Origin of the sequence: Micromonospora sp. BL1 (genome assembly GCF_003667485.1) — a bacterium.
In the GTDB taxonomy this organism is placed as follows: domain Bacteria; phylum Actinomycetota; class Actinomycetes; order Mycobacteriales; family Micromonosporaceae; genus Micromonospora; species Micromonospora tulbaghiae.
In genome coordinates this window covers 1-13,803 of record NZ_RCVK01000229.1, presented here as the reverse complement: position 1 = coordinate 13,803, position 13,803 = coordinate 1, and the positions used below count along the sequence as shown (strand labels likewise).

General features: G+C 72.8%; 13 protein-coding genes, 2 tRNA genes and 1 pseudogene. 7 read left to right on the top strand and 9 right to left on the bottom strand.

Features of this window, described 5'->3' with window-relative positions; genetic code table 11:
• Nucleotides 1-36 precede the first annotated feature (36 nt).
• The 4 genes from EAD96_RS14170 to EAD96_RS14155 form a co-directional block, all read right to left on the bottom strand.
• Nucleotides 37-894, bottom strand: a complete 858-nt coding sequence (locus tag EAD96_RS14170) for a MerR family transcriptional regulator (RefSeq protein WP_121684583.1) — start codon at nt 892-894, stop codon at nt 37-39.
• 47 nt (nt 895-941) lie between these two features.
• On the bottom strand, nt 942-1,493 hold the full coding sequence (locus EAD96_RS14165) for a kinase (protein ID WP_120571374.1): 552 nt from the start codon (nt 1,491-1,493) through the stop codon (nt 942-944).
• A 39-nt stretch (nt 1,494-1,532) separates the two neighbouring features.
• Nucleotides 1,533-1,787 (bottom strand): hypothetical protein, encoded by a 255-nt coding sequence (locus tag EAD96_RS14160; RefSeq protein WP_091329812.1) that lies wholly within the window; start codon nt 1,785-1,787, stop codon nt 1,533-1,535.
• A gap of 198 nt (nt 1,788-1,985) precedes the next feature.
• Nucleotides 1,986-2,061 (bottom strand) — tRNA-Lys (locus EAD96_RS14155).
• A 187-nt stretch (nt 2,062-2,248) separates the two neighbouring features.
• Here EAD96_RS14155 and EAD96_RS14150 point away from each other — a divergent pair.
• Together EAD96_RS14150 and EAD96_RS14145 are read left to right on the top strand one after the other, a co-directional pair.
• The gene (locus EAD96_RS14150; RefSeq protein WP_120571375.1) at nt 2,249-3,523 is read left to right on the top strand and encodes an Ig-like domain-containing protein; all 1,275 of its coding nucleotides are present in this window, start codon (nt 2,249-2,251) and stop codon (nt 3,521-3,523) included.
• Nucleotides 3,524-3,685: 162 nt separating this feature from the next.
• On the top strand, nt 3,686-4,981 hold the full coding sequence (locus tag EAD96_RS14145) for an Ig-like domain-containing protein (RefSeq protein WP_120571376.1): 1,296 nt from the start codon (nt 3,686-3,688) through the stop codon (nt 4,979-4,981).
• Nucleotides 4,982-5,028: 47 nt separating this feature from the next.
• On the opposite strand, the gene EAD96_RS14140 is transcribed toward EAD96_RS14145, so the two are convergent.
• Nucleotides 5,029-5,104, bottom strand: a tRNA-His gene (locus EAD96_RS14140).
• Nucleotides 5,105-5,194: 90 nt separating this feature from the next.
• The gene (gene orn / locus EAD96_RS14135) at nt 5,195-5,785 is read right to left on the bottom strand and encodes an oligoribonuclease (protein ID WP_013474266.1); all 591 of its coding nucleotides are present in this window, start codon (nt 5,783-5,785) and stop codon (nt 5,195-5,197) included.
• A gap of 74 nt (nt 5,786-5,859) precedes the next feature.
• Here orn and EAD96_RS14130 point away from each other — a divergent pair, with 74 nt between their 5' ends.
• Entirely contained in the window at nt 5,860-7,155 is a 1,296-nt protein-coding gene (locus EAD96_RS14130; RefSeq protein WP_121684582.1) for a glycosyltransferase 87 family protein, read from the top strand.
• Between the two features lie 16 nt (nt 7,156-7,171).
• Here EAD96_RS14130 and EAD96_RS31900 read toward each other — a convergent pair.
• From EAD96_RS31900 to EAD96_RS14115, 3 genes and pseudogenes are all read right to left on the bottom strand, one after another.
• Nucleotides 7,172-7,603: pseudogene (locus EAD96_RS31900) on the bottom strand (hypothetical protein); the annotation flags it as partial.
• Nucleotides 7,604-8,250: 647 nt separating this feature from the next.
• The gene (locus EAD96_RS14120) at nt 8,251-8,976 is read right to left on the bottom strand and encodes a YcnI family protein (protein WP_121684580.1); all 726 of its coding nucleotides are present in this window, start codon (nt 8,974-8,976) and stop codon (nt 8,251-8,253) included.
• A 16-nt stretch (nt 8,977-8,992) separates the two neighbouring features.
• Nucleotides 8,993-10,669 carry a copper resistance CopC/CopD family protein gene (locus EAD96_RS14115; protein ID WP_199733165.1) on the bottom strand — a complete coding sequence of 559 codons (1,677 nt, stop codon included), beginning with the start codon at nt 10,667-10,669 and terminating at the stop codon, nt 8,993-8,995.
• A gap of 213 nt (nt 10,670-10,882) precedes the next feature.
• Between EAD96_RS14115 and EAD96_RS14110 the strand changes: the two genes are divergently transcribed.
• The 4 genes from EAD96_RS14110 to EAD96_RS14095 form a co-directional block, all read left to right on the top strand.
• A complete protein-coding gene (locus EAD96_RS14110) occupies nt 10,883-11,470 on the top strand; it encodes a sigma-70 family RNA polymerase sigma factor (protein ID WP_013284395.1) in 588 nt (195 codons plus the stop codon).
• 30 nt (nt 11,471-11,500) lie between these two features.
• Complete coding sequence (locus tag EAD96_RS14105; RefSeq protein ID WP_120571381.1) at nt 11,501-12,025, top strand: MauE/DoxX family redox-associated membrane protein; 525 nt, start codon at nt 11,501-11,503, stop codon at nt 12,023-12,025.
• Nucleotides 12,018-12,734 carry a thioredoxin domain-containing protein gene (locus EAD96_RS14100; RefSeq protein ID WP_121684579.1) on the top strand — a complete coding sequence of 239 codons (717 nt, stop codon included), beginning with the start codon at nt 12,018-12,020 and terminating at the stop codon, nt 12,732-12,734. Before EAD96_RS14105 ends, EAD96_RS14100 begins: the two co-directional genes overlap by 8 nt.
• Nucleotides 12,731-13,803: hypothetical protein (locus EAD96_RS14095; RefSeq protein WP_121684578.1), on the top strand; the 1,073-nt coding region annotated here is incomplete at its 3' end. The genes EAD96_RS14100 and EAD96_RS14095, both read left to right, overlap by 4 nt.

Sequence of the window (13,803 nt, the reverse complement as noted above, 5' to 3'; positions counted from 1 at the left end):
CTTGGCCGACCTTCTGATATCCGGGCTGCGACGGGTTCAGCGCTCATGGTCCTGGGCGGGTGCCCCCGGTCGTCGTTCGACCGGCGCGCTGCTCAGCACACCGTCGGGGCGGACCTCCTGACGAAGACGCGCCAGGTCGACGAACCGGTCGCCGTCGGGCGGGACGGCGTCGAGCAGGCGCAGGATCACGGTGCAGTACTTGGCCATCGTGTTGCGGCCCGGCATGAAGATGGACAGCTCGTCGTGGGCCTCGGGCGTCTGCACGATCAGGCCGGCGGGCAGGGACGGCAGCGCCTCCGGGGCGCCCGCCACCGCGACCTTGACGATCCAGAACGGCCCGGCTCCGTCGAGTACCCGCCGGTCCTGTTCCGGCGTCTCCAGCGCCGGCGTCCGCCACGGCTCACCCAGGCAGGTGACGCCGGCCTGCCGCACCGTGGTGACCAGTTCGGCCGCCGCCGCCGCGATGATCTCCTCGGCCCGGTCCCACTCGTGGGCGTCACGACCGAGCGGTGTGCCGGGCACGAGCCGCGCCACCACAGTCATGGCCGGCACGTGCCTCAGCCGCGGTTCGGGCTGCACCTCGAAGACGGCGCGGGCGGCAGCGATGGCGTCGGCCTGAGCCCGGCGCTGCCGGCTGACCTCGTCGCTGTGCCGGTCGAGCAGGGCGACCGCCTGGTCGGGTTCGTCGAGGGCGCGCCGGACCAGCTTGACGCTCATTCCGGTGTCCCGCAGCAAGGTGATCAGCATGGCCCGTTCCACCTGGTCGAAGGCGTACGAGCGGTGGCCGGTCCGGTCGTCGACCTCGGCGGGTACGAGCAGCCCTTCGGCGTGGTAGAAGCGCAGCGCCTGCGGCGACAGGTGGCACATCTGGCTGAACTCGCTGATCGACAACATGACCCCAGACTGCCTCTTGCAGTAACAGCAAGGGCAAGTGACGCCGCCTAACGCCTGTCGTCGTCACGCCCGGTCTGGGGCAGCCCGGAGGCGGCCGCGATCGCCTCGACCGCCTCGGCCAGGCCGGTGGTCTCCGGGAGGACGAGTTCGCCGGGCCAGCCCAGGACGTCGCGCGCGGCGTACCAACCGCTCATCTGCTCGGCGGTGAACTCACCGGCCTGCGGGCGGGTCAGGTGCCGGCGCAGCGTCTCGGCCAGCGACACGTCGAGGTAACAGAACAGCGACCGCCCCCGATGGCCGTCCCGCAGCGAGGTCAGCACGTCGCGGTAGCGGCCGGTGTACAGGATGCCTTCCAGGACCACGTGGTAGCCGTGGTCGAGGGCGAACCGGGCGGTCTGCTCGATCAACGCGGGGGCCACGCCGCCGGCCTTGTCCCGTTCGCGCAGGACGATGCGGCGCAGGTAGTCCTGTTCGACGAGGGCGCAGCCCCGGCCGTGCCGGCGTCGTAGTTCGCGGGCGATGCTGCTCTTGCCCGAGCCGGAGTTGCCCCGGATGCAGACGAGGATCGTGTCCGAGCTGCCGGTGGCCTCACCGGACACGATCCCTCCCTGGCGTCAGGTACCGCAGACGGATGCCGATCAGGCCCGGGTGATCACCAGGAACGCGTACCCGATCACCTTCGTGCCGTCCCAGTTGTACATGGGGCGGCACGCCTGCGGCTTCGTCCACGACGACTGGTACTTGGGCCGGGCTTCGTTGCAGGCCTTCAGGGTCGAGTAGGTCGGGCTCGAGTAGTCCGCGTACGCGGGCGCGCCCAGACCGAGCACCAGGGCGCCCGCGACCGAGGTGGCGGCGACGAGGCTGCGGATCCGCGGCCGTCGGAAGGCTTTCATGTCTTCTCCCATTCTCATCGTCGTCGCCCGACCGTCCATCATGGCCGCACGACCATGATCAGCTTAGGGTGGCGGCACAAGGCGCACCCCGTGCCGGGTTCCCACCCCGCCTCACGGACGATCACCCGCCGCACCGGCACCCAGGTACGCGAAAAAGGCCCCGACCGGCGTGGAACGCCTGGTCAGGGCCTTGCTCGTTGGTGCGCCGCCAGGGACTCGAACCCCGAACCCGCGGATTAAGAGTCCGCTGCTCTGCCAGTTGAGCTAGCGGCGCTCTCTGACAACGGGAAGAAGATTAGCACGCCCGCCGAGGCGGGTTCCAATCCGATACCGGGGTCCACCCTTCGGACGAGCTTAACCGGCGAAACCGGCCAAAACGGTCACCTGATCCGGCGCGGGGGCGGGTCCGACGGCGTCGATACGGCACGATGTCCGCCAGGCACGCGAGGACAGGGGTGGGCATGGGCAGGTTCGCGCGGGCCGGGGCGACGGTGGGCGCCCTGGTCCTGACGGCGTCGCTGGCACTGACCGGGTGCGGCGGCGGCGACGAGGGGAAGAAGCCGGAGTTCGTGCCCGGCCAGCAGCAGGTCGGCGGCGTCTCGTCCTCCGCGCCCGACCCGAGCGTCGCACCCAGCGACAGCGCCGCCGCGCCGCCGCTGACGGTGAGCCCGGCCGACGGCGCGAACGCCCGGCCGGTCAGCACCGAGATCAGCGCCCGCATCCCCGGCGGCGGCACCGTGTCGAAGGTGGTGCTCGCCACCGCCGACGGAACGAGCGTCGCCGGGCGGATGCGGCGCGACGGCTCCAGCTGGGTGCCGTCGGCCGCGCTGAAGTACGGCACCAAGTACACCGCCACTGTCACCGGCGCCGGCAAGGACGGCCAGACCTACCAGGGCACCAGCACGTTCACCACGATGGCCAAGCCCAAGTCGATGATCGGCTCCGGCCTCTACATGTTCAGCGGCAAGACGTACGGGGTCGCCATGCCCGTGGTCGCCGAGTTCTCCCCGGGCATCCCGAAGAAGGACCGGGCCGCCGTGCAGAAGCGGATGTTCGTGCAGACCGACCCGCCGCAGCCCGGCGCCTGGCACTGGGTAGACAACGGCACCCAGGCGTACTACCGCGCGCCGGAGTACTGGAAGACCGGCACCACGATCACGGTGCGGCTGGCACTGGCCGGGATCCCGCTGAGCAACGGCCGCTACGGCAACATCGACCGCAGCGCCACCGCCAAGATCGGCCGCGCGTTCGAGATGACCGTGGACAACGCGACCAAGCAGATGACGGTCTCCGAGAACGGCTCGGTCATCCGTACGCTGCCGGTCAGCCTGGGCAAGAAGAGCACCCCCTCCTCCAGCGGCACGATGGTGGTGATGGAGAAGAAGGAGTCCACCGTCTTCGACACCCGCAGCGAGCCGGACCCGGCCAACCGCTACGTCACCGAGATCGACTTCGCCCAGCGGATCACCTGGGGCGGCGAGTACATCCACGCCGCGCCCTGGTCCGAGGGTGTGCAGGGGCGCCGCAACGTCTCGCACGGCTGCGTGAACGTGTCGATGGCCAACGGCCGGTGGCTGTTCGGCAAGACGATGGTGGGCGACCCGATCACGGTGAAGGGCACCGAGCGCCGCCTGGCCCCTGGTAACGGCTGGACGGCGTGGAGCATGAGCTGGTCGCAGTTCGTCGCCGGCAGCGCGCTGCCCGTTCCGCAGGGCGGGCAGCCGGCGCCGTTCTGACCGGCGTAACGTGGTCGGACACGCCACCTCCGACGAAGCGCCGGACGGCACGGGAATCGTTACACCCGGGCGGGGTGTTCCGTTTCACGTCCGGCAACGCGTACCCGCTCCGGCGCGTCTGACCTGAGACGACGGGGAACGGCATCACCTTGTGAGGGAGTCATGCGAGCTGGCCAGGACGAACCGATCCGGGGCGTGAGCGCCCGACGCGTCGGCCGCCGCCGCGCGCTGGCAGCCGGGCTGCTCGCCGCCGCGATGGCCCTGACGGCCTGCACCAGCGGCGGCGGCGACAAGCCGTCGAGCTGGCAGGGCGGCGGCGACGGCGGCGAGAAGGCCCCGAAGGCGGCGGCCACCATCAGCGAGCCCGCCGCCGACGCCAAGGACGTGCCCGCGTCCACCGCCATCACCTTCACCACGAAGGAGGCACAGGACACCACCGTCGAGCTGAAGGACGCCGCCGGCAAGGTCGTCGACGGCACGCTCGCGGCGGACGGCGGGAGCTGGCTGCCGTCAGCGGCCCTGGAGTACGGGCAGACGTACACGGCGACCGTGACCGCGACCGGCGACGACGGCAAGCCCGCCACCGCCACCAGCACGTTCACCACGATGGCGAAGCCGGCCAAGCAGATCCGGGTCACCAGCTTCCTCGGCGACAACCAGGTCGTGGGCGTGGCCATGCCGCTGATCGTGAAGTTCGGCCGGGCCATCCCGGAGGACTACCGCGACGACATCCAGCGCCGGATGACAGTCACCTCGAAGCCGGCCCAGGAGGGCATCTGGCACTGGGTGAGCCCGACCGAGGTGCGCTACCGGCCCAAGACGTTCTGGAAGGCCAACAGCACCGTCAGCTACAAGGTGCAGGCGGGCGGGCTGCCGCTGGGCGGCGGCTGGTACGGCCGGGCCGACCTCAGCGTCGACATCAAGATCGGTCCGTCGTTCGTGATGACCGTCGACAACCGCACCAAGCGGATGACTGTCACCCGCGACGGCAAGGTGGTCAAGACCATCCCGGTGAGCCTGGGCAAGAAGAGCACCCCCTCCTCCAGCGGCACCATGGTGGTGATCGAGAAGCTCCGGCACACGGTCTTCGACACCATGGAGGAGTTGGGCCCGGAGGAGGGCTACCGCACCGAGATCGACTACGCCCAGCGGCTCACCTGGGGCGGCGAGTTCATCCACGCCGCGCCCTGGTCCGAGGGCGTGCAGGGCCGCACGAACGTGTCGCACGGCTGCGTCAACGTCTCGATGAAGGAAGGCAACTGGCTGTTCGCCAACACCCGCATCGGTGACCCGATCACCGTCAAGGGCACCGAGCGCAAGCTCCAGAACGGCAACGGCTGGACCGACTGGAACATGAGCTGGGACGAGTACGTCAAGGGCAGCGCCCTGCCGTACGAGCCGCCGTCGGACGACACCACGCCGGACGCCGGTACGCCGAGCGTCGAGCCGACCCCCTGACCCCCGCACACGACGAAGCCCCCTCCCGGAGGAGGGGGCTTCGTGTCTGGGGTGACTGATGGGAATTGAACCCACGACAACCGGGACCACAACCCGGTGCTCTGCCAACTGAGCTACAGCCACCATGCTCGCCGCTCCGGTCGCCCGGGGCGGTGCGCGGACTAATCATAGCCACACTCCGGCCGACCCCGTCCACCGGGTTCGGCGCGGACGTCAGAGCTGGGCGGCGATCGCCTTCGCGGCCTCGACGTCCGGCCCCGGCAGCGGCACGAACACGGTCCGGCGGTAGTACTCCAGCTCGCGGATGCTCTCCCGGATGTCGGCGAGCGCCCGGTGGGCCAGGCCCTTCTGCGGCTGCCCGAAGTACACCCGCGGGTACCAGCGCCGGCACAGCTCCTTGATCGAGGACACGTCGATCATCCGGTAGTGCAGGTGCGCGTCCAGCCGGGTCATGTCGCGGGCCAGGAAGCCCCGGTCGGTGGCGATCGAGTTGCCGCACAGCGGGGCCGTACGCGGGTCCTTCACGTAGCTGGTCACGTAGTCGAGCACCATGTCCTCGGCCTCGGCCAGCGTCACCGTGGAGCGGCGTACCTCCTCGGTGAGGCCGGACTTGGCGTGCATGGTCCGCACGATCTCCGGCATGCCGTCGAGCGCCTCGTCGTCGGCGTGGATCACCACGTCGACGCCGTCACCGAGCACGTTGAGGTCGGGATCGGTGACGAGCGCGGCGACCTCGATCAGGGCGTCCCGCCGCAGGTCGAGCCCGGTCATCTCACAGTCGATCCAGACGAGAAGATCAGCCACCGGAACAGACTACGCGCCGCCGACGCGCCCGCGCCTCGGCCCGGCGGCCGAGGTGGACCGCTAGGGTTTCCTGCGTGCCAGCCGAACCCGTCGCCCCACCCGCCGTCCCCCGTGACGACGCGGGCGGGCGTACGGCTCTCCGGGTGGTCGTGGTGCTGGCGCTGATCGCGATCCTGCCGGCGCCCTACCTGCGCAACCTGCGTCACGACTACTACGACCAGAAGATCTACATGTCGGCGATGGACTGGTGGGCGGCCGGGCACCCGCTCTACGACTACGTCCAGCCGGACCGGGTGCAGGGCGCGCTCTACTTCACCTATCCGCCGTTCGCGGCGCTGCTCCTGGCGCCGTTCGGGTATCTGCGGCTCGGGGTGGCCATCGCCGCCTTCGCGGTGCTGACGGTGGCCGCGGTGGTGGTGACCACGCGCTGGCTGGTGCTGCCGGTGCTGCGGCGGCACGACCTGCCGCGGGGGTTCGGCCTCACCGTCGCCGTGCTGCTGGTGCTCGCTGTGGAGAGCACCCGGGAGACGATCACGCTCGGGCAGATCAACATGCTGCTCGTGGTGCTGATCCTCGGCGACCTGCTGTTCGCCGTACCGCAGGGCCGGCGCTGGGCCGGCGTGGGCGTGGGGCTGGCGGCGGCGCTCAAGCTCTTCCCCGGCATCTTCGTGCTCTACCTGCTCGCCGCCCGGAAGTGGCGGGCGGCGGCCGTGGCGGCGGTGACAGCGGCGGTGGCCACGCTGCTGGCGGCGGCGGTCGCGCCGGGCGACTCGTGGCGCTTCTGGACCCATGAACTGTGGGTGACCGACCGGGTGGGCCGCCCCGACTACACCGGCAACCAGTCACTGTTCGGGCTGCTCAGCCGCCTGACCGCGCCGACCGAGCCGGACCGGCTGCCGTGGCTGCTGCTCGCGCTGGCGGTGGCCGCGTTCGGCCTGTGGCGGGCGGCGCGCGCGGCCCGCGCGGGGGACGCGCTGGTGGGTCTCACCCTGACCGGGCTGGTGGGCGGGCTGGTCAGCCCGATCACCTGGATCCACCACCTGTACTGGTTCATCCCCGCGGTGGTGGTGCTCGTCGACGCGGCACTGGACGCCGATCCGGCGACGCCCGGCGGGGCCCGCCGTCGCGGCGGCCTCTTCGCGCTGGCCGCCGTCGTCGGCCTGCCGATCGTGTACGGGTTGGTGACGTTCCAGGACTGGGGCACCGCCGTCGTGCACACGGACGACCTGGTCGACTTCGTGGTCCGCAACATGTACGTCCTGCTGAGCCTGCTGGTGCTCGCGGCGCTGCCGATCCGCCGGCATGCGGACGAGAAACCGATGACTCGGACTGAACGGACACACCTCGCAACAAACGGCGATCAGCGCTAATCTGGTACCAACTACCTCAGTTTTCTCCCAGGTAGCACCGATCCCCCGGTGAAAGAACGGCCCTCCGCGTCGGCAGCGCGGAGGGCCGTTCGGGTTCTCCTCGTCAGTCCTGGTCGTCGCGGCACCGGCTGGGCGGCGGGGCGATCGCCGCTCGGGTCCGTCCCCCGGACCCGGAGCCCACCGCCACCAGGTGCCGCTCGGGTCGCGACGCCGGGCCCGGCTGCCGGCCCAGCCCGCTCAGCGAGCTGACGCCGAGACGACCGGCCAGCACCGGCACCTGGTCCGGCTCGACCACGAAGACCACCTCACGCGGCCGCAGCGGGCGCAGCAGCACCACCACGGCGAGGACGACCAGCAGCGTCCCGCCGGCCAGCAGCGCCCACGCCAGCCCGGGGAACCACCCGGCCCGCAACTCGGCACGCATCCGCAGGTCGAGCCCGTCCGCGCCGTCCACGCGCATCACGACCAGGCTCAACGACCGGCCGGAGAGCTCCGCCGGGCTCCACTCCAGTGAGCCGACGCCCTCGCGTACCCAGAAGGGTGCCGACATCGGCGCGGCGGTGCCGGCGCCGGCGGTGGCCGGGTCGAGATCGACCGGCAGCGGGCCCCGGGTGACCGCGACGCGGCGCACGGTGCTGTGCGGGACGTCGGCCAGCCACCGTCGCACCTGGTCGGTCGGGGCGAGGCCGAGGAAGACCTCGCCGTCGTCGTCCCGCGCGCTCAGGTGCAGCCGGGCCTGCCCGGTGCGCGCCACCGGCAGGTCGGCGCGCAGCAACGCGTCCACGTCGGCCACCACCACCGCGCGGGCCGGCGTGCGGACCGGCTCGAACCGGGCGCCGAACCCGCCGTCCGGGTCGGCGTGCCGGGCGGCCAGCCAGAGACCTCCACCCGCCAGCAGCGCCGGAATCCCCAACGCCAGCAGCACCACGCCGGCGATCGTGCGTACGAAACGCATTCGCGTCGTCCCTCTCGGTAGCCAACTACCCGGCCGACCTTACCGACGTGCGTCGGCCGATCGCCGGATATCGGCGGCACCCGTCCGGGACGGCGACCGGCCCGGCGGATCGTTCCGCCGGGCCGGTGAACCGCTCGCGTTCAGGACTTCGCGGCGGGCTCCCGCCGGGTACGCGCGAACGCCAGGCCGCCGAGGGCCAGGCCGCCCAGTCCGGCGACCAGGCCGGCCACGCCGAGGGCGGTGGCGGCACCGGAGCCGTCGTCGTCATCGTCGTCGTCCGGCGCGGCGGCCGGCGCGCTCGCGCCCGGCGACGCGGGCGCCGCGGCGGCGAGCTTGAGCACCGGCGCCGGGTTCTCCGGCTCCTCCGCGCCCGGCGTCGGCTCCTCGATCCACCGGGAGACGTTGCCGTCGGAGTATGTCTGCAGCACCTTGAACACCATCGTGTCGACCTGCGGCAGCGGACCCATCGACACCGGGAACTCCTGGAACTCGCCCGGCTTCACGCCGGCGTTCGGCGCGGCGGTGAAGGTCAGCTTGGAGACCGCCTCGGTGAGCTGGCTGCCGTGCACCTCGATCGGCGGATCGACCTTGCGCTTCTCCACCGCGACCGTCCAGCCCGCCACCGGCATGGTGGAGACCGAGCCGACCGGAGCGTTCTCCGGCAGGTTCACCTCGACCTTGACCGTGGACGCCGTGTCGCTCTCGTTCGGCACCCGGAACGCGAACCGGCCGTAGCCGCCCTGCTTGCCCTCGGCCGGGTTGATCGTGACGTGCGCCGAGGCCGGCCCGGCCACGCCGAGCACGGCCGTGGCGACGGCGGTGAGGGTCAGCGCGGCGACTGTCGCGGAGCGCCGGAGACGGATCATCAGATGGGACCTTCCGTTACTTGATCGGCACGGTGGCGGTCACCGTGGCCTGGTCGATGTCGGTCGTGCGGACGGTGATGCGCAACTGCCAGTCGCCCCGGGCCGGCAGGTTGACCTCACCGGTGGCGTGGTTGTCGCTCAACGGCAGCAGCGGGACGGTGATCGGCTCGATCCCGGCCGACGGCAGCGCGGCGGTGACCTTCCACTCCTGCACCGGCTGAGGGCGGCTGTCCTTGGTGTAGGCGTACAGGTGCATCGAGTTGTTGCCGGTCTCGGCCGGGTCCAGCTGGACCTCCAGCGAGTAGATCGGGCTGCTCAGCGTGGTGGAGAAGTAGCCCTGCTCGGCGCCCGCGACGTCCGCGGCGGCGGTGCGCGCCGGAGTGGTCTGCACGAGCGTCGCCGACACGCCCAGCACCACCGCCGTGATCACCAGCTCGGCCACCACCGCGCGCCGCATCGCGCCCGGCCGGCCGGCGGCGACCCGCCGCCGCACCAGCGCCCGGGAGTACGCGGCCACGCCGATCACCAGCGCGAACAGCACGATCTTGGCGAGCAGGAGCCGGCCGTACGTGGTGTCGAACAGCGCCTGGATGCTGGCCACCTCGATCAGGCCCTGCACGGTGCCGGCCAGCAGCAGCGCGGCCACCGCGAGCGCCGCCCAGCGGGACCAGATCGGCAGGATCGCGTCCAGCTCGCGCTCGTCGGCCCGGCGCAGCAGGAACACCGCGAGCATGACCAGGCCGCCCAGCCACACCGCCATGCCGCCCAGGTGCACCGCGTCCACCACCACCGACACCGCGGGCGCGGGCGAGGCCGCCGCGTGCCCGGCCAGCGGCCAGGTGAACAGCGCCGCGCCGCCGAGGACGGCCAGGATGATCCCGTCGGTACGGCCGATCGGACCGGCGAACAGCGGCCGGAGCAGGAACGCCGCCGCGGCGAGCAGGCCCAGCCGGACCAGGTGCGTGGTGCCGTAGGCGCTGCCCAGCACGTCACCCAGGCCGGAACCGGTCACGTCGAACAGGCCGCCGCCGTTGACGTACGGCACCTGGAGCCACACCTCGGCCAGCGTCGCCGCCGCCAGCAGACCCAGCCCGGTCCAGGCCAGCCGTGCCGGCCCCCGGCGGGACAGCCGGCGGGGCCAGAGCGCGGCCAGCACCAGCGCCGGGCCGACGAGCAGCAGCAGACCGGCGTAGCCGGCGTACTTCGCCACCTTCACCGCGTTCTCGGTGACCGGGTTCGCCCGGTTGTCCGTACCGCTGTCGGTAGGCGGCTCCGACGGCGCGCCGACGGAGTAGGTGAAGGCGCCGGAGACCGGGTGGCTGTCGGCCGAGATGACCCGGTAGCTCACCAGGTAGGTGCCGCGCCCGGCGGAGGGGTCCACCGGGATGGTGACCTCGGCGCCCTGGAACGTCGGCTCACCCCGGTCGGCCCGCGAGCCGTCGGGGGCGATCACCCGCACCTTCCCGGGCACCTTGCGGACGCCCTCACTGAACGTGATCACCACCTGCGCGGGTGCCTCGGGCACCACGGCGGAGGCGGCCGGGCTGCTGCTCACCAGCACCGCGTGGGCGGCGGCCGGGGTGGCCGGGACGAGCAGCAGGGCGACCAGCAGGAGCAGCAGCCCGGCGACGGCCCCGGAACGGGCGGCGACGGCCCGGGACGGGCGGCGTACGGCAGCAGTCATGACCGCCATGGTTCCCGAACCGGGGCGGGTCCGGCGAGCCGGTCTCCCGCGGGCGTGACCGAGCGCCCACCCGGTGCGGCGGCGCGCGCCACGCCGGGCCTGCTCGGAGGTCATGGGAAGGTAGTCGGACGGCGGGCGGAAAAAGTTCCCGGCGTGTGCGGGACCACGGAATGGGTCGAAGGACCCTGTCCCCTCCAGGTACGCCGCGTAACCTCGGGTGACGTGATCCCCGGCCCGCGCGACACCGCCGCCGACCGCCCCGAGTCGGCGCCCGACGCTGCCCGGGACGCGGCCACCGGCTGGGCGCTGGCCGCCCGCGACGGGAACCGCGACGCGCAGGCCGCATTCGTCCGGGCCACCCAGGCCGAGGTGTGGCGCTTCGCCGCCGCGCTCGTCGACCCGGACAGCGCGGACGACCTGACCCAGGAGACGTACCTGCGGGCGTTCCGGGCGCTGTCCGGCTTCGAGGGGCGCTCCAGCGTGCGTACCTGGCTGCTCGGGATCGCCCGGCGGGCCTGCGCCGACCACCTGCGGACTGTGGTGCGCCGCCGCCGGCTCGACGCGCGGCTCGCCGCCCAGGCCGCCACCGACCGCCCGTACCCCGACCCGGCCGGCCAGCTCGGCGCCACCGACCTGGTCCGCCGACTACCAGCCGAGCGGCGCTCCGCGTTCGTGCTCACCCAGCTGCTCGGCCTGTCGTACGCCGAGGCCGCCGACGTGGAGGGGGTGCCGGTGGGCACGATCCGCTCCCGGGTGGCCCGAGCCCGCGACGAACTGGTCGACGCCGTCGGCGACACGCTGGCCGGATAGCGGGAACCTTTCGTGGCGCTCGGACGACGAATGACTGTGACCCCCTCCCCCTCCCGGGCCGGCCGCTGGCAGGCCCTGCGGCCCTGGCTCGGCGTCGCGGCCCGCCTCGGGCTCGCCGCCGTGTGGCTGATCGCCGGCGGCACCAAGGTCGGTGACCTGGCCGCCTCCGGCCGGGCCGTGAACGCCTACCAGGTCATGCCGTACGACGTGGCCACCGTGATCGGCGCGGCGCTGCCGTTCGTCGAGCTGGCCCTGGGCCTGCTCCTGCTCGCCGGGCTCGCCACCCGGATCAGCGCGGGCGTGTCCGCGGCGCTGCTCGTGGTCTTCATCGCCGGCATCGCCTCGGCCTGGGCCCGGGGCCTGGCCATCGACTGCGGGTGTTTCGGCAGCGGCGGGCAGCTCGCCGCCGGCCAGACACCCAGCTACCTCCCGGAGATCCTCCGGGACCTCGGGTTCCTGGTACTCGCCGGGTTCCTGCTGATCTGGCCCCGCACCCCGTTCTCCGTGGACGGGTGGCTGGCGGGCGACGACACCGTGGAGGACACCGATGAGTAGTCGCAAGGGGCGGCGGGACGCGGCCCGGGTCGTACGCGAGCAGATCGCCCGGGAGAAGCGGCGCAAGCGCACGCTCTGGACCTCGATCGCCGCGGTGCTGGTGCTCGTCATCGCCGGTGGCATCGGCTGGGCCGTCTACTCCAGCCAGAAGTCCGACGAGTTCACCGCCCCGCCCGGGGCCAACGACGCCGGCACCGGCATCGTGCTCGGCACCGGACCGGTCACCATCGACCTGTACGAGGACTACCTCTGCCCGGCCTGCAAGCAGTTCCAGCAGATCAACGGCGAGACGCTCAACCAGCTCGTCAACGAGGGCAAGGCGAAACTGGTGTTCCACCCGGTCGCATTCCTGAACCGCTTCTCCACCACCGAATACTCCACCCGCTCCTCGGCCGCCTCCGGCTGCGCCGCCCAGGGCGGCAAGTTCCGCGAGTTCACCGACCAGCTCTTCGCCAAGCAGCCGGCGGAGGGCGGCGCCGGGCTCAGCAACGACGAACTCGTCGACATCGGCGCGGGCGTCGGCCTCAACCGCGACGAGTTCGCCTCCTGCGTCTCCGACGGCACGTACCGGTCGTGGACCGAGCACGTCACCGACGAGGCGAGCAAGTCCGGCGTGACCGGCACCCCGACCATCAAGGTCAACGGCAGTGAGCTCCAGGACCGCAGCCCCGAGGGGATCAAGTCGGCGGTGGAGGCGGCCGGCAAGTGATCGCACCCCTGCGCCGGGCCGCGCTGGTGCTCGCCGTCGCGGCCACCGCCCTGCTCACACTCGCCGCGCCGGCCGCCGCACACGGCGCGGACGCGCCCGACGGCACCGACTACCGCGCCACCATCAGCGGCGTCGACCCGGACCGCCCCGGGCTCACCGCCCGCATGGTGGAGGCCGGCGCGCGGCTGGAGCTGACGAACGACACCGGCGCCGACGTCACGGTGCTCGGCTACTCCGGTGAGCCGTACCTGCGCATCGGCCCCGACGGCGTGTACGAGAACACCCGCTCCCCCGCCACGTACCTGAACCGGACGCTGGCCGGGGAGACCCGGCTGCCCGCCGAGGCGAACCCGGCCGCCGCGCCCGACTGGCGGCGGATCGACGACGGACCCACCGCCCGCTGGCACGACCAGCGCACGCTGTGGCGGGAGGACGCTCCGCCGGCCGCCGTCGCCGCCGCCCCGGACCGGGAACACCGGGTACGCGACTGGACCGTCCCGCTGCGCGCCGGTGACGCCACCGGAGCCGTACGCGGCACGCTGGACTGGGTGCCGCCACCCGACCCGTACCCCTGGTGGGTGGCCGCCACGCTGGGCTTCCTGCTGATCGGCGCGGCGGGGCTGGCGCCGGGCGGCACCGCCGCCGGGGTACGGGCGCTGCGCGCGGTGGGCGCGCTGCTCGCCCTGGGCGGCGCCGCCACGGTGGCGCTCACCGTGGCCCGCGCGCTGGACACCGGCTCCCCCGGCCTCGGCGGAACGCTCGCCGAGCTGGTCACCGGCCAGGTGTGGACGCTGCTCACCGGGCTCGGGGCGCTCGCCGCCGGCGGGTACGCGCTGGCCCGCCGCCCGGCCGCCGACTTCGTGCTGGCGCTCGCCGGCGCCTGCCTCACGCTGTTCGCCGGAGTGACGAACCTGGCCGCGCTGTCCCGCTCGATCCCGCCGGCCGCCGGCCCGGCCGTGCTGGTCCGGGTGCTCGTGGTGGTCGGCCTGGCGACAGGCGCCGGCGCGGTGGCGGCAGGACTGCTGCGCCTGCGCACCGCCGCGAGGGCAGCCCGCGCCACCCCCCACCC